General features: G+C 40.0%; 15 protein-coding genes. 10 read left to right on the forward strand and 5 right to left on the reverse strand.

The window, feature by feature from the left end; translation table 11 throughout:
* Positions 1-41 precede the first annotated feature (41 nt).
* Positions 42-1,496 carry an NADP-dependent glyceraldehyde-3-phosphate dehydrogenase gene (locus tag BrL25_RS15610; protein WP_018671408.1) on the reverse strand — a complete coding sequence of 485 codons (1,455 nt, stop codon included), beginning with the start codon at positions 1,494-1,496 and terminating at the stop codon, positions 42-44.
* Between the two features lie 203 nt (positions 1,497-1,699).
* Here BrL25_RS15610 and BrL25_RS15615 point away from each other — a divergent pair, with 203 nt between their 5' ends.
* On the forward strand, positions 1,700-2,179 hold the full coding sequence (locus BrL25_RS15615; protein WP_018671407.1) for a MarR family winged helix-turn-helix transcriptional regulator: 480 nt from the start codon (positions 1,700-1,702) through the stop codon (positions 2,177-2,179).
* A 205-nt stretch (positions 2,180-2,384) separates the two neighbouring features.
* On the opposite strand, the gene BrL25_RS15620 is transcribed toward BrL25_RS15615, so the two are convergent.
* Entirely contained in the window at positions 2,385-2,639 is a 255-nt protein-coding gene (locus BrL25_RS15620; protein ID WP_018671406.1) for a YciI family protein, read from the reverse strand.
* 214 nt (positions 2,640-2,853) lie between these two features.
* Here BrL25_RS15620 and BrL25_RS15625 point away from each other — a divergent pair, with 214 nt between their 5' ends.
* The 4 genes from BrL25_RS15625 to BrL25_RS15640 all read left to right on the forward strand — a co-directional run bounded on the left by BrL25_RS15625 (position 2,854) and on the right by BrL25_RS15640 (position 5,665).
* Positions 2,854-4,173, forward strand: coding sequence for a helix-turn-helix domain-containing protein (locus BrL25_RS15625; protein ID WP_018671405.1), 1,320 nt, complete (start codon positions 2,854-2,856; stop codon positions 4,171-4,173).
* Positions 4,170-4,391 carry a hypothetical protein gene (locus tag BrL25_RS15630; protein WP_018671404.1) on the forward strand — a complete coding sequence of 74 codons (222 nt, stop codon included), beginning with the start codon at positions 4,170-4,172 and terminating at the stop codon, positions 4,389-4,391. The genes BrL25_RS15625 and BrL25_RS15630 overlap by 4 nt, the downstream gene beginning before the upstream one ends.
* Positions 4,392-4,568: 177 nt before the next feature.
* Positions 4,569-4,772 carry an aspartyl-phosphate phosphatase Spo0E family protein gene (locus tag BrL25_RS15635; RefSeq protein ID WP_018671403.1) on the forward strand — a complete coding sequence of 68 codons (204 nt, stop codon included), beginning with the start codon at positions 4,569-4,571 and terminating at the stop codon, positions 4,770-4,772.
* Positions 4,773-4,903: 131 nt separating this feature from the next.
* The gene (locus BrL25_RS15640) at positions 4,904-5,665 is read left to right on the forward strand and encodes a hypothetical protein (RefSeq protein WP_018671402.1); all 762 of its coding nucleotides are present in this window, start codon (positions 4,904-4,906) and stop codon (positions 5,663-5,665) included.
* Positions 5,666-5,705: 40 nt separating this feature from the next.
* Here BrL25_RS15640 and BrL25_RS15645 read toward each other — a convergent pair whose 3' ends face one another.
* Positions 5,706-6,101, reverse strand: a complete 396-nt coding sequence (locus BrL25_RS15645; RefSeq protein WP_018671401.1) for a hypothetical protein — start codon at positions 6,099-6,101, stop codon at positions 5,706-5,708.
* A 154-nt stretch (positions 6,102-6,255) separates the two neighbouring features.
* Between BrL25_RS15645 and BrL25_RS15650 the strand changes: the two genes are divergently transcribed.
* Positions 6,256-7,197: an alpha/beta hydrolase gene (locus BrL25_RS15650; protein ID WP_018671400.1), complete on the forward strand. Its 942-nt coding sequence runs from the start codon at positions 6,256-6,258 to the stop codon at positions 7,195-7,197.
* Between the two features lie 119 nt (positions 7,198-7,316).
* Here BrL25_RS15650 and BrL25_RS15655 read toward each other — a convergent pair whose 3' ends face one another.
* The gene (locus BrL25_RS15655; RefSeq protein ID WP_018671399.1) at positions 7,317-8,273 is read right to left on the reverse strand and encodes a DMT family transporter; all 957 of its coding nucleotides are present in this window, start codon (positions 8,271-8,273) and stop codon (positions 7,317-7,319) included.
* 145 nt (positions 8,274-8,418) lie between these two features.
* Between BrL25_RS15655 and BrL25_RS15660 the strand changes: the two genes are divergently transcribed.
* Positions 8,419-9,282, forward strand: coding sequence for a LysR family transcriptional regulator (locus tag BrL25_RS15660; protein WP_018671398.1), 864 nt, complete (start codon positions 8,419-8,421; stop codon positions 9,280-9,282).
* A gap of 875 nt (positions 9,283-10,157) precedes the next feature.
* Positions 10,158-11,603, forward strand: a complete 1,446-nt coding sequence (cls, locus tag BrL25_RS15665) for a cardiolipin synthase (RefSeq protein WP_018671397.1) — start codon at positions 10,158-10,160, stop codon at positions 11,601-11,603.
* A gap of 320 nt (positions 11,604-11,923) precedes the next feature.
* On the opposite strand, the gene BrL25_RS15670 is transcribed toward cls, so the two are convergent.
* Positions 11,924-13,033 (reverse strand): acyltransferase, encoded by a 1,110-nt coding sequence (locus BrL25_RS15670; protein WP_026315135.1) that lies wholly within the window; start codon positions 13,031-13,033, stop codon positions 11,924-11,926.
* A gap of 316 nt (positions 13,034-13,349) precedes the next feature.
* On the opposite strand from BrL25_RS15670, the gene BrL25_RS15675 reads away from it, so the two are divergent.
* Positions 13,350-14,372: a 2-oxoacid:acceptor oxidoreductase family protein gene (locus BrL25_RS15675; RefSeq protein ID WP_018671394.1), complete on the forward strand. Its 1,023-nt coding sequence runs from the start codon at positions 13,350-13,352 to the stop codon at positions 14,370-14,372.
* A 17-nt stretch (positions 14,373-14,389) separates the two neighbouring features.
* On the forward strand, positions 14,390-16,684 hold the full coding sequence (locus BrL25_RS15680) for a thiamine pyrophosphate-dependent enzyme (RefSeq protein ID WP_018671393.1): 2,295 nt from the start codon (positions 14,390-14,392) through the stop codon (positions 16,682-16,684).
* Positions 16,685-16,762 lie beyond the last annotated feature (78 nt).

Raw genomic sequence — 16,762 nt, forward strand, 5'->3', positions numbered from 1 at the left:
TGCTACATAATATGAACTCTTTTGCAAAAACGTAGTGAATATTACTGTAAATTTAAAACCGTAACTTTATCACGCGTCATGGATTGCAAGCTTTTTGGAACACCTTGTACGCCTACACCAGAGCCTTTTACACCAATGAATGGGAAGTGATCTGGACCACGTTCTGTACGTCCATTGATTTGCACAGAGCCAGTTTCTAGCTTTTTCGCCAGATGGAATGCTTTGTTAATGTCATTCGTGAAGACACTTGCTTGAAGTCCAAACTCAGATTTGTTCGCAATCTCAATCGCTTCTGCTGCGTCTTTAATCCGGATGATTGGCAAGACAGGACCGAATGGCTCTTCCCATGCTACACGCATATCAAGTGTTACGTCAGCTAATAAGGTTGGATGAATCAGATTGCCCTCACGCTTGTTACCAGTCAGGACTTTGGCACCTTTATCGATCGCATCATCAATTAGGCCTTGAATGTAATCAGCTGATTTAGTGTCGATCACGGGTACTACAGTTGCTTTGTCTTCAGGTGAGCCGATAGAGAGCTTTGCCACTTCTGCTGCTAGCATTTCAGTTAGTTGATCAGCTACTTCATCTTGAACGAGCACGCGTTTGATTGCTGTGCAACGTTGACCGGAATAAGAGAAGGCACCTGAGATAATTTGACCCGTTGCCAATTTCAAATCAGCATCTGGAAGTACGATAGCAGGGTCTTTACCACCAAGCTCCATCACAAGTGGTACCATTTTTGCTTTACCTGCAATGTGATAACCAGTCTCTGTTCCACCTGTAAAGGTAATCATGTTGATACCCTTATGCTCGACCAAATAATCGCCAATCACAGAACCACGTCCAGTTACTACATTTACAATATTTTTTGGAATTCCGGCTTTGTGTAAGGCCTCAATCATCTTGATACCGCTCAAAGCTCCTTGTGTTGCTGGTTTGAAGATTACGGTATTACCCATCATCAATGCTGGTGCAATTTTAGCGGAAGACAGGTTAACCGGATAGTTGAATGGCGAAATAGCCAAAATGACACCAAGAGGAACACGTTCAACAATGGCGATTTTCTGTTTTGAACCACCAGGAAAATTCTCACCATTCATGCTTTCGTTGTACATATGAATAGCTTCTTCAATGTTGTAGCGAATGAGATCGGCAGAGCGTTCCACTTCTTTTTGAGCATCAGCAAAAGTTTTACCTACTTCTTGCATCATGATGTCGGCAATTTCATCCTTCATAGCCAAAAGCTCGTCAATCCATTTATAGAGATAGGAAGCACGTTCACGAATGCTTAACTCAGCCCAAGCTTTTTGTGCTTCAGTTGCTAATTGGATGGCTTCGTCTACCTCCGCACGAGTGATGGCTTGTACCTCGCCAACGACTCCGTCTTTATATGGGGAATATATTTTGACGGTTTCATTCGAGGAGCTTGTTCTCCACTCACCGTTGATATAATAAGGTAATTGCATATGTTTAGGTGCTGTAGTTGTAGTCATAGTCTGTGCCCTCCATGATGTATTGAATAATATGGTACATAGGTACCAAGAATGTGTTAATGTACAAAATGAACCACTTTATTAACATGATCGATTGCTTGTTAATCAATTGACATGTTCATTATATTTGACATAAGATTAATTTGTCAAAAACTAAATTGTGTACAATTGAATTGGAAGTGTAAAAAGAGGGGAGACAAATCATGAATAACAAGAAAATGCTAGAGCTAGATCAACAGCTATGTTTTTCGATTTATGCCTGTTCTCGTGAGATTTGTCGGTTGTATCGCCCGCATTTAGAAGAAATGGGACTTACCTATCCACAATATTTAGTGCTTTTAATTTTATGGGACAAGCACTCCTGTACGGTGAAGCAGCTGGGACAGCTTCTTTATTTGGATTCAGGTACGTTGACGCCAATGCTAAAAAGATTGGAAGCCATGGAGTTAGTCAAAAGGGAGCGCTCTACCGCTGATGAGCGAACCGTCAATATTACAATTACCGATAAGGGGACACAGCTTCAAAGCAGGGCTGATGGGATTAAAAATGCCTTAGTGGAAAGTACTGCGATCTCTATGGAGGAATTTGGACCGCTACTAGAACAGATGCAAGCGATGTTAGAACGCATCCATGAATTAAATAAGAACAAAACGTACTGCTGTATTGAAGCTGACAAAGAATAAACGGTTTAGAAAACATGCTAAGAAGCACGAAGAAGAAGCGACTGGGTTGGTAACAGTTGTTCCTTTTTTGTGCTCTTTTCTTATGCATGCCATTCAAAAAGTAATCCAATCATGTGTACATGCATTTATGCATTTTCCGATTATTTATTTACATACACAAAAACCGCTCAAGCGACTGCTGAGCGGTTTTCTTTTTTATCTTTCCCTATATATTCCATTGATGCAATTCTAGACGACGAACGCCTTCCACTACATAAGGATCAGATTCAGCTATCTGAGTGGCTTCTTCTAGCGAATCAGCAATATAGATTACCATTCCGCCTGAACCATCGGCAAAGGGGCCTTTGGCGAAGATTTTGCCTTCTGCTTTTAGCTTTTCCAGAAATTCAAGATGGTGAGGGCGAAACTCCTGATTTTTCTCTGGATTTTTCATATGCAAAATTGCAGCGAAGTGAGCCATTTTGAGATCTCCTTTAGCTAACAGGTTTCTTTCTATTGTATCAAATTTCAGTAGAGTTGGCGATGCGAAGCCCTTTATTTTCGCATATACAGGAAAGTGTGTAATACAGGCACGAAGTATCAAAAAAGGTAGCAAAACCATGTAAAATATTGTAAAATTAAGGCTAGGTTAGTAGATTTATGTTGGAGGAAAAGAGAGCTGGGGGGGATGAACAGTGTTTCGTTCCGAACTGGAATGGACGCGTGAGGAATTACGCGATACGATCCGCAAGCATATGAAACAAAAAAGCTTGACGCAAGCGGAAACAGCCCAGCTGATTTCCATTGAAAGAAGCGGATTTACCAAGGCTATTAATGGCAATCATTCGTTTACACTGGAGAGCTTAGACAAATTGACCATGGTGTTTGAATTGGAAGAAGGGGCTTTTTATCATCTGTTTTTTGGAGAGTGCATTGAACAGCGGCTCAAAAGTGTTCATTTGGTATTTATTAAGGACAAATACGAAAAGTTTCTACGGCGTTGCCTAGAGGTTGGTAAGTATGATATAGCCTTCCAACTATTAGAAATGTTGCTGGAGCAGGATAGTAAAAAGCTCGATGTTATTTACACGATTGCTGAGTCTATTTTTGAACAAGCTGAGCTAAAATACCCCGGAATTCCGACTTATAATGAGTCAGAATATCAGCAAGCTCTTTTTCTCTATAATTACTATGTAAACAATGAGGCCGACTATCATTCGGAACAATTAGCCATATGCTATTTTCGAATCTTTTATATCATGCGGTTTGACGTGAAAGAATCTTATGAAAAATTAGTAATGTTGCTATCTGTCATTAATCGATTGCCCCAACAAGAAAAGATCAAAGCATATGATCGAGTAATGATGTATTTTTATATTGCAAGCGATTGGGAAAAGGTATTACATTACGCAGATATCCTAGAGAAGCTAGCGAAGGGGCAGAACATTGACATCTATAATCACTGCCTGATGATTAAAAGCTTTGCTTTAAAGGAAACAGAGGACTATCAGGAGGCTATGCGTCTAACCGATCTGTACTCTAAGTATAAGCCGTTTCAAAATGTCGGATATGGAAATCGGATGATGATTGAAATTACCTCAGGTGATTTGGACAATCTTCTGACTTATGTAAGTTGGTTATCTCAGCAGGATCAGCGAGAATCAGGTCTGTCGATTGTAATCAGGAAGTTACTAGATGCTAATAGAGCACTGTTAGCACGCTATATTTTTGAGATGTTTGCCAAGCGTTTAGCCCCAGAAGAAAATATATTAATTAACAAATATCGCTTTAATCTTTTTCAGGTTGCCTCTCAGATGTATTTCGAGCTAGCATTGTATAAAGAGGGAATCGATCAATTGCTACAGGCAATAAATAAAGCGCTCGCTCTTCAAAAGCAACAAGAACTAGGAGAGCTGCTTTACATGTTTGAAACACATAGAATTCATGCAACTCAAGAACAACAACATCTCTATTGGAATCTGTTAAAAGAGTGGAAGGAGGGTGAATTCGCATGAAAAAAGTGTTGATCGTTATTGGACTAGTAATGGCGTTTACAACCCCTACAGCGGCACTAGCCGACAATGGTGCTAAGCCGATTGATTACAGTAGCGGTACAGAGCTTGGAAACAACGGTACAGAGAAAGATAACAACTGTACAGAGAGCAAGACAGAGCAAGAAAATAATGGTACAGATCAGGGAAGCATTTGTGATAACGGAGCTAGACCAAAATAGAATAGTAAAAAATAGGTGTCGCTGTCGCTCTTGAAATTGGGTGGCAGCACTTTTTCTTCTATTCTAAGAAAAAGTGATAAAAAAATGGAAAATACCTGTAACTTATCACGTTACTTTATCATTATATAAAATTATAAATTGCTGGAGAAAGGTTTGTGAGATAAGGTGAGCGGAATATTGAAGCATGCCCCTCCCATCAAAGATATGGTCATCACATTGCAACAACAGTTGGTTGCTCTAGTTCAAGAGAAAGGTAGTTTTTCTCATCCAATGGTTGTGGCCCTAAGCAAGGAGCTGGATGAATATGTCCTCCAACTACAGAGTCAACGCTTTCAGCAGTATAAGAAGAGTAGACAAATGCAAGAGAGAGAGCATTGTTGATACCATCCATGAAAAACCAAAACTGAAATATCGTATATTTTTGTTGATAATTCCACATTCCTAACTAAGAACCCAGATGATGGGACTGTTCTCATTACCATTATTTATTCTTAGAGAGGATGTTTTTGTTTATGCCATATAAAGCTTCATGGGGTTTAATTTTTACTGCTACTGCGATCTTGTTTAGTACAAGCTCAGCTGATGCAAGGCAAAATATGCTACCATCTAGTACGATTTATTCTGTTACTGCTCCTGTCCCCCTTCATAATAAGATCATGCACCGAAACCACTTCATAGATAACCCTGCACTTCAATCCCTATTACATCTATCTAGAGAACAATTACGCACTGAATTAGATAAAGGAAAAAGTCTGGCAGACATCGCCAATAGTCGAGGTGTCGAGAAAACAAAAGTGATCGAACTAATTAAAAGGCAACACATAGCTAAGCTCGACGAAGCAGTTAAGAATGGTAGTATGACGAAAGAACGAGCGGAAAAAGTAAAGGAACATGCTACGAAAAGAGCGACTTACCTTGTAGAAGGTACCCTGCGTGATCATGAAAGAAAACATACTAGGAGAGGAAAGCTTGCACCGTGGGAGAATCAGGAGCTCCTCACATTGTTAAAAATGGATAGGGAACAATTAAGAATGACTTGGACAAGTGGAAAATCTCTAAATGAGATTGCTCAAAGTCAAGGAGTTTCTAAACAAGCGGTGGCTGCTCTCTTGCAAAAAGCATATATGGAGCGAATTGAAAAGGCCGTAGAAGATGGTCATCTTTCTCAGGAAAAAGCAGATGAAATTAAAATCAAGGTTAGCGGTAAGATCGAAAAGATGTTGAATAAAAAATGGGAAGATAAGAATGGACATAAGCATGAAGGAACGAAGTAAAACGAAAAAGAGAGGAGATCACATCCTCTCTTTTTCTACTTTATTGGTAAGGGTAATGATAAGTAGAGTAGGATTTTGTTGCAAGAGAGGCACTACGACAGCTACGACAGAGTGGTGGATAAGGATGCATTTTTCTCGCTGCAAGTGAATCTAATAAATGATACTTACGGCAATGGAGACAGCGCTTAACACTCTTAGTAACCGTTTGTTCTCCCCACGCTAATACTTGTGATGAAAAGGGCAAAAAATGTAATGTTTGATAATGAAAAGCAGGACCAGATGGATCAATCCAACGAACGATTTGTCCGTTTTCCCACAGTGATAAATAGGAGTGATCTTCATAAGGATCGATGGTGATTTGGTAGCGATTTCCCTGCCAGATTTGCGAATGGGTCTTCACAAGTGGATCATCCCAGACAAATTGAAAATGTGCCATGGCGGAAAGCTCCTTTTAACCGTTTTGCTTTTCAGTATGGTCAAAATTTGAACGTATCATAACAGCTTATTGCCTATACCTCATTCATTTACGCTTACTGGAAAAAACTGATACACTACTTGTAGTGAGGCATACATGGGATGGAGGATCAGATATGAATTCAAGGACATTTACCTTTACAGATAAACAAGGTTTTACCCTATTTGTTTATCATTGGTCTCCTGACAATCAGGAAGAAGTAAAGGGAGTCGTGCAAATTGCTCATGGTATGACAGAAACAGCAGAACGTTATGAGCGATTTGCTCGATTTTTAACAGATGCAGGTTATATAGTGTATGCAAATGATCATCGAGGACATGGTAAAACAGCAGGTAGTATAGAGAAATTGGGGTATGTGGGACGAGATGGATTTGTATGGATGGTTAACAATATGGCCCAGCTTAGTCAGATCATTCATGATGAACAACCAGATCAGCCGTTGTTTTTGTTTGCTCACAGTATGGGTTCATTTTTGGGACAAAAATATATGTATGAATTTTCCCAGTTGATAGACGGTATTATTTTGTCAGGAAGTAATGGGAGTCGCGGAATAGAATTACTTGCTGGATTAGGTGTAACTAAAATAATTACAGCTATTCGTGGTGAACAATACCGAAGTACATGGATAGATTCCCTAGCTTTTGGTAGCTTTAATCGCCATATCAAGTCACCACGTACACAATTTGATTGGCTGAGCAGAGACGCAATTGAAGTGGATAAATTCATTGATGATCCTTTCTGTGGTGGGGTATCTACCACCAGTTTTTACCGTGACTTTTTTAAAATGCTACGTGAGATTCAACAGGAGCCATACTTGCAACGAATACCTAAAAACCTACCTGTCTTCATTATTGCAGGTGACCAGGACCCAGTAGGAATACGTGGTAAGGGAATTCACAAGCTTGTAAAAAGGTATGAGGAGCTACAATTGCAACAAATGTCCTATAAATTGTATCCACAAGGTAGACATGAGTTGTTAAATGATACAAATCGCGAGGAAGTCATGCAGGATTGTTTAGAATGGCTCAATAATCAGGTGGAGCGTACTCTTGATTAAACAGTTATTACTTCTGGTTATACACAAATCCCCCCGATCATCATTTGCATTCTCAGCAAAACAGTCGAGGGGATTTTTTAGATGTAGATGGATTAAAAGATGATAGCAGAACAGCCCGGTTATTTTACTACAGACGCACGAGTAGGTACTACCCCTTTTGTTTGCTTACGTTGATACATGTTGTTACATACTAAGGCTATGATGATTAGCATTGTTCCACCCACATCATAAATTGTCATGTTATACCCTTGCAGGACGGAAATGATAAATGTCGTAACAGGTACAAAGTTGATAAACAATGTTCCGTTAATTGGTGATAACAGCTTAATTCCAGCGTTCCAACTAATCAAAGCAATCACACCTGCAAAAATAATCATAAAAGCAAGTTCATTGCCAGCAGCCAATATTGAGGTCATAGTAGGAACATGTAAAATGTTTAGCATAGTTAGAAATAGAACCACTAGTCCCGAGGTGAATGTGCCTAGGACGCAACTTAGTGTGGAATAGCGTAAAACGGACCATGTAGTAAATTGATTGCCTCCGATTGTGTAGATCACCCATCCTAAAACTCCTATAAAGATGAGTAGAACAGCGAATATACTACTGCCACCAATTAAAAAGGCTTTTACATCTCCTTTTGTAATTACCATAAAGACTCCAACTAAAGCCACTGCGATACAACCAATCGTAAACGGTTTTGGTTTATTTGATTTATAAATCCATAGAACCAGTACAGACAGCATCGGCATTAATGCTTCCATGACGGAGGCCAGTATGACCCCTGAGGTTCCTAATTGATTTTGTCCCCAGAATACTAATAGATTATAGCAGGTGAAGGCCATTGTCCCAAAAAACCACAAGGACCATCCACGACCTTCTAAACGTAACGCTTTGAAGCCCTCTTTCCAGACTAATAAACCAATTAAAATGAGGGAAACAACAGAATAGCGAATAACAGAGAAGTAAAACGGATCAATAAATTCAAATGCACTTTCTGCGACTGGAAACATAGCTCCCCAAGCCACACTTGCTACCAAGCAAAGGAAGGCTCCCCTCATGATGTTGTCTGTTTTCATTTTCTCTCTCTACCTTTCTCTCTCTAAAAAATCTTACGTTGAACATCATATGTCGAAATGGATATCATGTAAAATGATTGAATTTGATATTAACCATCATTATAATTGATATCAAATGTGAGATGGAGAAAGAGGAAGATAGGGAATGGAGATAAGTGATCTGCGTATTTTTCAAACAGTAGCGGAGGAAGGTAGTGTGAGTCAGGCAGCTAAACGCTTAAATTATGTCCAATCAAATGTCACCGCTCGAATTCAACAACTAGAAAAGGAACTAGGAACATCACTGTTTTATCGACACCGTCGAGGGGTGACCTTAAATGAAGATGGTCGTAAGCTTTTAGGCTATACGCAAAAAATGTTGGCGCTAATGGAGGAAATGCAACAGTCGTTTCAAACCAGCGAGGACCCATCTGGACCATTGCTGATTGGCTCGGTTGAGACGGTTTCGGCACTGCCTATTATCTTGTCGTCGTATCACAAAAAATTCCCGCGGGTAGATTTATCCTTAGTATCAGGTGTTACACAGCATCTAGTAAGCGATGTATTGCAATATCAGCTAGACGGGGCTTTTGTAAGCGGCCCTGTACAACATCCAGATATTGTACAGGAGCATGTCATGGAGGAAGAGCTTGTGTTAGTGGCTGCAAAGGGTATCCTCTCATTAGAAGAATGTAAAAGCAAGCCACTTCTTGTATTCCGATCAGGATGCGGGTATCGGGCGAGATTGACTCAGTGGCTATCAACACAGGGGATCACTCCCACTAAAATAATGGAGTTTGGCACGTTGGAAACAATCTTAGCAGTAGTGGAATCAGGACTCGGCGTTTCGCTAGTGCCAAAATCAACGGTGTTACGACTACATTCAGAAGGAAACATCCGTCATTTTACATTACCTGAAGGATATAATCAGGTATCAACAGTATTCATTCGTAGAAAGGATTCCTTTCTGACAAATACCATGCGCTGTTTCTTACATCAAATTGATCAGTTCCACGAGCAGCATCGGTAGCAAGTATGTATGTATAAAAAAAAATAACGTATGGCGAACGTTATTTGTGAGAAGAAATGCAAAATTTTATTTTGACAGAATTGCAACCTAAGGCAAATTATATAAGGAAATCAGATAAAAACAATAAAAAAACGTAATAATTAAGAATAGATTTATGTTATTAAGGTTATTTTAAGGTTTACACCACAATTTTCTATTTCTAGTGGTAAATAGAATTTTGCTATGTATATAAACATATGTATCTTCATTCGTCTAGCCTATAAATCTATGCTTTTGACTATGCCTATTTTCTTTTTAGCGAGCACCATTGAAAAATAAGTAGGTAGAAATAAAAATAGGCGTTTGACTCAGCATATCTGTCTGTATCGAAGCTCATACATCTTGCATTGTATGTTATTGGGGATAATGTTTAAGTTTTGGAAGTGTCTAGGAGATTGTAATCATCTCCAACGTTCCCCAAAACTACAAGTAGAGGTGATCAAGTATGTCATCATGTCACAGACGAAGAAGACGCAGACGCAGATGTGTCAGTAACAGAGATGTCCGTAGAGCAAGAAGAAATATCCGTAAAGCGAAACGCTTCCTAAGACGCGCTCTTCGCGATTTGAGAAGAAGACGTAGAAGACACAGAAGACATCATAGACATCATCGTAGACATCATCATAAACACCACAGACGCCACCACAGACACCACAGAAGAAGATGCAGACGTCGTTGCAAAATTGTCTGCTAAAAAGAAAGAGAGAGGCGCTCATTGAATGGGCGCTTCTTTTTTCCATACATGCTGTATAAGGACATGGTAAAATAGTCATACATAAACCCTTATTAAGTAGCAACATAAAGGAATGTAAGAGTCAGCGGGGTGTTACCTATACATGGGGCTCATCAGCCAAATTTATCTCGTTTTATCCGTCATTAACATTTTCCTTGCGATGGCACTCATCTTCCTAGAGCGACGGAATGCCACGGCCACATGGGCTTGGATTTTGGTTCTATTTTTTATTCCTGGTTTAGGCTTTTTCATATACGTTATTTTGGGACGCAATTTAAGTGGTCGCAAATTGTATCGTATCAATCAGCGAGAAAATAAAACCCTCAATGATATGGTCAGATGGCAAAAACAGCAGATCCAGCAGGATAAACTTGTTTATCAAGATGTATCGGTAGAGACATATCGTGATTTCGTCTATATGAATGTGACTACCAATAAGACGTTACTAACTCAAGATAATGAAGTAGAGATTTACACGAGTGGAAAGGAGAAGTTTGAAGCGTTATTTGCCAGCTTGGAACAGGCTACAGATCACATCCATTTGCAGTACTATATTTTTCGTCAGGATACTTTAGGAGCTCAATTAGTTGACCTACTGGTGAAAAAAGCAAAACAAGGGGTCAAAGTCCGTGTACTATATGATGACATTGGCTCGCTTGGCATCAAGAAGAACTTTTTTGCTGAGTTAAAGCAAGCAGGAGGCGAAGTAGCAGTCTTCTTCTCCTCACCTATACCTTATCTTAATTTTCGCTTGAATTATCGTAATCACCGAAAAATCGCTGTTGTTGATGGTAAAATTGGTTTTGTTGGTGGTTTTAATGTAGGTAATGAGTATCTTGGTTTAGACCAAGTGCTAGGCGATTGGCGAGACACACATCTTAGAATAGAGGGGTTAGCAGTATCGTCTTTACAAATCACTTTTTTACTTGACTGGAATTTGGCATCAGGTCAAAACATTCTCTACACAGAAGAGCATTTTCCTAAGTGGAGGGGGTCTGGAAAGGTTGCCTTGCAGGTAGTCACAAGTGGACCCACGTCCAGATATCAGCGTATTCAATATAATTATTTAAAAATGATTCATTCTGCTAAAAAGAGCTTATACTTACAAACACCTTATTTTGTACCAGACGAAAGCTTATTAAACGATTTGAAGATAGCGGTACTTTCGGGGATTGATGTAAGGATTATGATTCCGAAGCGCTCAGATAATCGATTGGTTCAATGGGCATCTTCTTCATACATAGGTGAATTATTAGGGGCAGGAGCACGTTGTTATCTATATGAGAAGGGTTTTTTGCATGCGAAAACGATGATGGTGGATGGCAGTTTAGCAACTGTTGGTACAGCTAACCTAGATATTCGCAGTCTCAAACTTAATTTTGAAGTTAATGCGATTATCTATGACAGTCAAACGGCGATGAAACTAGAGGAATTTTTTCTACAGGATATTCCTCATTGTACTGAGCTTACGCTAGAAGAATATCATAATCGTCCACGTATACTCCGTTTTCAAGAGTCGATTGGACGGCTATTATCTCCTATTTTATAGACAAATGTATGAGCGTGTCACCTGATAAAAGGGACACGCTTTTTGTGTAAAAAATGGAAAAATATACAAAAGATTGTCGAAATAAAGATCTTATGCAGATGGAAAACAGAATAAAGTGATTAAAACGAATGGACAGATGGATGTAGTAAAAGAGGGCGAGCAATGGAAGATATCTCGTGATTATGATTCAAATCCGCTGATTGGGGAATACAATGCGATTCATAACTAATCATGCTAGTTAGAATAATACACAGATGCTTGAAAATGCAGAGTAGTCATTTTCAAGCATCTTTCTTTGATATCTAACGTATATGTTTTGTTCAGGTTGTTTGTTCTGACTTAGTCGTCACATTTGTAGATATGCTTTTCGCTCTTCTTTTTGGGGGAACTCCACCCAAAAGATGTATCCAAGAAAAACGGGATAATAGGTAGGTAATTAGCAGAGTGGCAATGACAGTAATCAGATATTGATTTACAATCCCTAGGTTCCCTTTCCATAAAAATTCTAGCTTATTAGCAACAGCCAGTGAGGACAAATAGGATAGTAATAAGGGATGCAACAGAAAGATCAAAAACGATTGCTCTGAAATCCAATTGAAGATGGAATGAAGTGGATTTTTTTTCTGATAAAACAAGCGTCCCAGATTATAAAAAAGGAAAAAACAGATGAAGCAGTACAAAATAATACTGGGTTTAATTGACAGGGTATAGGTACGAGACCATATGGTATCTAACACAATCAAGCCTGATGCAAGGATCCAGGCAAGAATCAGCCAAAAGGTTTTCCCTTTGAACCAGTTTTCCCAGCGTTCTCTAGATTGGGCTAAAAACATGCCAGCTGAGAAAAAGAAAATCCAGACCGGTATGGGAATGCTATAGGACCACCATAATTTTGGTAAGTTAAATCCTACATTAGCATGCTGTGAGAGATAGATTAACGATTGAATGCCTACAGTCAAGATAAAGCAAACGAAGAGCATGCTGTTAGGTGATCGGTAGTACCAAGAGCGTAGCCATGGATACAACAAATAAAATTGAAATACAATTAACATGAAATACAGATGGACATAGCCTTTTCCTTGCCATAACGTTTTGAATAAATAATCGGTCCACATGAGATAATTTTGATTTTGAAGTAAACCACTTTGAGTATAGAGCGCATAGATGATTGTCCATAAGATGTAAGGAATAATCAGTCTTTTTATGCGCTTTTTCATAGAAGGTCGTTGGTGAAGCTTTAGTTGCCGATCTTGATAAAAAAGAAAGAATCCGGATAAAAGCATAAACATGGGAACAGCAAAGCGTGACAATTGATTCCAAATAAATGCAAAATCGGTTCGAGTGACAAAATGCGATGTCACATGGATGGCAATTACGCCTAACACGCACAAGACCCGAATAAAATCATATTCTCTTAAACGATTCTCCACAATAGTTTCCTCTTTCATAAATGTCATACTTTTCTATTTTACATAAATCCCCTATCACAATTCAATATCTACCTAATGGAAATAAAGATATGAGAAAAGGCCAATTAGCTTCTATATGTAAAAGGAGAGGGAGCTTAACTGTATTTTGTGTGATGTTTTTCACAATGTTTCCTAGCAATAAAACTTAAAATGACGAAAGATAGAAAGATAAAAAGTAGTGTTTACAAAAACAGTTTCCAAACCGACGTTAGATCAGGAAAGACAAGGAAATGATAGATGAGGATTTTTACATAGGGACAATGGGAGGGTGTAAGAATTGAATGCACAAACAAGGCTAACGAAGATGAATGAGTTGGGCTTATACGAAATCCGTTTGGAATCAATAGGAGGACTAGGGGCAAATTTAGCTGGTAAAATGCTGGCAGAAGCTGGCGTCATTCATTTAGGGCTGAATGGTTCCAATTTTTCTTCCTACGGGTCAGAGAAAAAAGGTTCCCCAGTAAAAGCTTTCGTCCGTTTTGCCAACCCTGAAACTAAATTACGTGCCACTTCTCCTATCGATGAGCCACACGTAGTGGGTGTATTTCATGAAGCAATGCTGACGACACAAAATTGTATCTCTGGACTAGGATCAGACGATATTCTGATCGTTAATACCACTAAGACACCTGAAGAAATCAAAGAACGAACAGGGCTAATCTCTGGAACTATCTTATGTGTGGATGCTTTGGGGATTTCTTTGCGTGAAAAAACCCGTATTAATACAGCGATGATGGGCGCCTTATGCCGAGTTGTGGATTTTCTACGTCCAGAGGCTGTCAAACAGATGATTCGAGAAACGTTCGAGGCCAAGTATCCTAAGTTAGTCGAGTCTAATCTACGCACATTTGATGCAGGGTATGCGGAAGGTACCATCACAACCTTTGCACCATCAGCAAATCTTCAAGAAAGCAAGCCATCTATTCAAAGAAGCGTGGGAACCGTGCTTGGCTATCTAACACAGCCGATCGGGGGCGTTATTACAAATCCAGGTAACTCGGTGTTAAAAGATCTGAGTACCTCTCGTCAAGGCTATCTACCGCATTTTAACGAAGAGACATGTATTCATTGTGCAGCCTGTGAAATGCACTGCCCTGATTACTGTTTTGTTTGGGAAGAGGGCGAAGATAAACGTGGTCGTGCTCAACAGTTTTTACGTGGTATCGACTATCAATATTGTAAGGGCTGTATGAAATGCGTGGAGGTTTGTCCAACTGGATCGCTAACTCGTGAACGAGAAGAAGAACAATATGCACGTGAGCATGCCGTTAAACATTCATTTGCAATGGTAAGAGCGTAAAGGGAGGAGCTAGGGACATGAGTGTAAATACAACAGCGTCACCAGAACGAAAACCCCAAGCCTGTGTAGCACAGACCGTTGATTTTAGGTCTGGAAATGAAATGGCTGCTAAAGCAGCTGCTCAGATCAATTATCATGTAATGGGTTATTTTCCGATTACTCCATCGACAGAAATTGCTGAATATCTAGATGAGATGAAAGCAAATGGAGAGCACGATATCGTAATGATTCCGGCAGATGGAGAGCATGGTTCAGCTGGGATCTGCTATGGAGCTTCTACGGCGGGTGGACGCGTATTCAATGCTACTTCAGCAAATGGATTATTATATATGCTGGAGCAGTTACCCGTTCAATCCGGTACTCGTTTCCCAATGGTCTTAAATCTAGTAACACGATCTGTGTCAGGACCATTGGATATACGTGGGGATCACTCCGATTTATACTATGCACTGAACACAGGCTGGCCAATTCTCTTAGCTAAGGACCCACAAGCTGTGTATGATATGAATCTATTAGCTCTGCGTGTAGCCGAACATCAAGAGGTTCGGTTACCAGTAATAGTGGCTTCGGATGGATTTTTTACTTCGCATCAGAAGCGTCGCGTGCAGTATTTTACGGATCGTGAAACTGTTTCCCAATTTGTCGGAGAGAATACGGTCTATATTGACTCCACTGATGTTAAAAATCCGACTACCATCGGTCCATATATGAATGATCCTGATTATATTAATAACAAATTTCAGCAGTCTCAAGCCATGTATCAGGCAGAGCAGGTGTTCCTTGATGTGGCTAAAGAATTTGAGGAGCTAACAGGCCGAAGCTATGGCTTGCTGGATGAATACATGATGGAGGATGCAGAGATAGCCTTATTTCTACTAAACTCCGCCTCTGATACCGCCCGTGATGTAGTAGATAGCCTACGTAAAAAGGGAATTAAAGCAGGCGTTGTCTCTCCTAATATCATCCGTCCTTTTCCGAAAAAGGCTGTGCAGGAAGCGTTGCGACATGTAAAAGTAGTGTTAGTAGGGGAGCGTGCTGATTCCTACGGAGCTCATGGTGGTAATCTAAGTCATGAAATTAAAGCAGCTATGCTGGACGCCAAGGCTGATACGACTATCCTAACGCGGATTTTTGGCTTGGGAGGCAAAGATTTTTATGCTACAGATGCAGAAGCGTTCTTTACACTGTGCTTACAAAAATTACAGGGAGAAGAAGTTGCTTCTTTTGACTATCATGGCATTACGCCTGGCGAAGATCAAGATCGTCCAATACGCGTGATTGAACCTTTGACTAAAGAGCAAACTAGTGGGTTTATTACAGTTACTCAAGATGAAGAGAGTGGTGACTTGAAAGTTAAAGTACCACCAATGCGCATGCTGACCAAAAAAGCGAAACGTATCGCCCCAGGTCACGGTGCCTGCCCAGGCTGTGGAATTTTTTCTGGACTAGAAATGTTCTTTAAAGGAATTGAAGGTGACATTGTCGTTCTTTTCCACACAGGCTGTGCGATGGTTGTAACGACGGGTTATCCCTATTCCGCTCATAAGGTCAATTATATCCATAATCTATTCCAGAATGGCTCTGCTACGCTCTCAGGTGTCGTGGAGATGTTCTGGGAACGCATCCGTCGTGGAGAAATTGAGGTAGATCAGAACAACGTGACCTTCATTATGATTTCTGGTGACGGTGGCATGGACATTGGAATGGGACCTGCGATAGGTACAGCTTTACGCAATCATAAGCTAATCATCCTGGAATATGATAACGAAGGCTATATGAATACAGGATCGCAAATGTCGTACTCCACGCCAATGGGGCATATGACATCTACCTCCAATCTTGGAGAAGGGCGACAAGGTAAGTCCTTCCACCATAAAGATACGGTACAAATCATGGCGGCAACCAACATTCCCTACGTTTTTACAGGAACGGAGGCTTTTCCACAGGATTTAATTAAAAAGGCAGCAAAAGCACAATGGTATGCACAGCATGTCGGTATGGTTTACGGAAAAATTTTAATTAGTTGTCCACTAAACTGGAAAGCCCCAGAGGATAAGGGGAAATCTATCGTGGAAACAGCCGTTACTAGTTGCTTCTTCCCGTTATATGAAGTAGAGAAGGGTATAACTAAGATTACGTTCAATCCGGAAGAGAAAAACAAACGTGTACCAGTGACGGAGTGGCTTCAATTATTGGGTAAGACGAGACACCTGTTGCGTCCTGAGAATGAATCCTCTCTCAAGCAATTTGAACAAGAGGTGGAGCGTCGCTGGAATATGCTGAAAGCGAAGCACGAGAGCCCTTATTTATAAAAGTGAGCTCATCATTGCGATAAATAGAGAAATCCCGTCTTTGGTTCTGATACCAGAGACGGGATTTCTTATCGTTTA

It is taken from the genome of Brevibacillus laterosporus DSM 25 (assembly GCF_002706795.1).
GTDB lineage: Bacteria > Bacillota > Bacilli > Brevibacillales > Brevibacillaceae > Brevibacillus_B > Brevibacillus_B laterosporus.

Excerpts from the sequence above, each read along its gene's own strand:
- BrL25_RS15620 (WP_018671406.1), bottom strand. The coding sequence starts at position 2,639 with ATGGCTCACTTCGCTGCAATTTTGCATATGAAAAATCCAGAGAAAAAT.
- BrL25_RS15615 (WP_018671407.1), top strand. The coding sequence starts at position 1,700 with ATGAATAACAAGAAAATGCTAGAGCTAGATCAACAGCTATGTTTTTCG.
- BrL25_RS15650 (WP_018671400.1), top strand. The coding sequence starts at position 6,256 with ATGAATTCAAGGACATTTACCTTTACAGATAAACAAGGTTTTACCCTA.
- BrL25_RS15645 (WP_018671401.1), bottom strand. The coding sequence starts at position 6,101 with ATGGCACATTTTCAATTTGTCTGGGATGATCCACTTGTGAAGACCCAT.
- BrL25_RS15680 (WP_018671393.1), top strand. The coding sequence starts at position 14,390 with ATGAGTGTAAATACAACAGCGTCACCAGAACGAAAACCCCAAGCCTGT.
- BrL25_RS15655 (WP_018671399.1), bottom strand. The coding sequence starts at position 8,273 with ATGAAAACAGACAACATCATGAGGGGAGCCTTCCTTTGCTTGGTAGCA.
- BrL25_RS15640 (WP_018671402.1), top strand. The coding sequence starts at position 4,904 with ATGCCATATAAAGCTTCATGGGGTTTAATTTTTACTGCTACTGCGATC.
- BrL25_RS15630 (WP_018671404.1), top strand. The coding sequence starts at position 4,170 with ATGAAAAAAGTGTTGATCGTTATTGGACTAGTAATGGCGTTTACAACC.
- BrL25_RS15660 (WP_018671398.1), top strand. The coding sequence starts at position 8,419 with ATGGAGATAAGTGATCTGCGTATTTTTCAAACAGTAGCGGAGGAAGGT.
- BrL25_RS15610 (WP_018671408.1), bottom strand. The coding sequence starts at position 1,496 with ATGACTACAACTACAGCACCTAAACATATGCAATTACCTTATTATATC.
- cls (WP_018671397.1), top strand. The coding sequence starts at position 10,158 with ATGGGGCTCATCAGCCAAATTTATCTCGTTTTATCCGTCATTAACATT.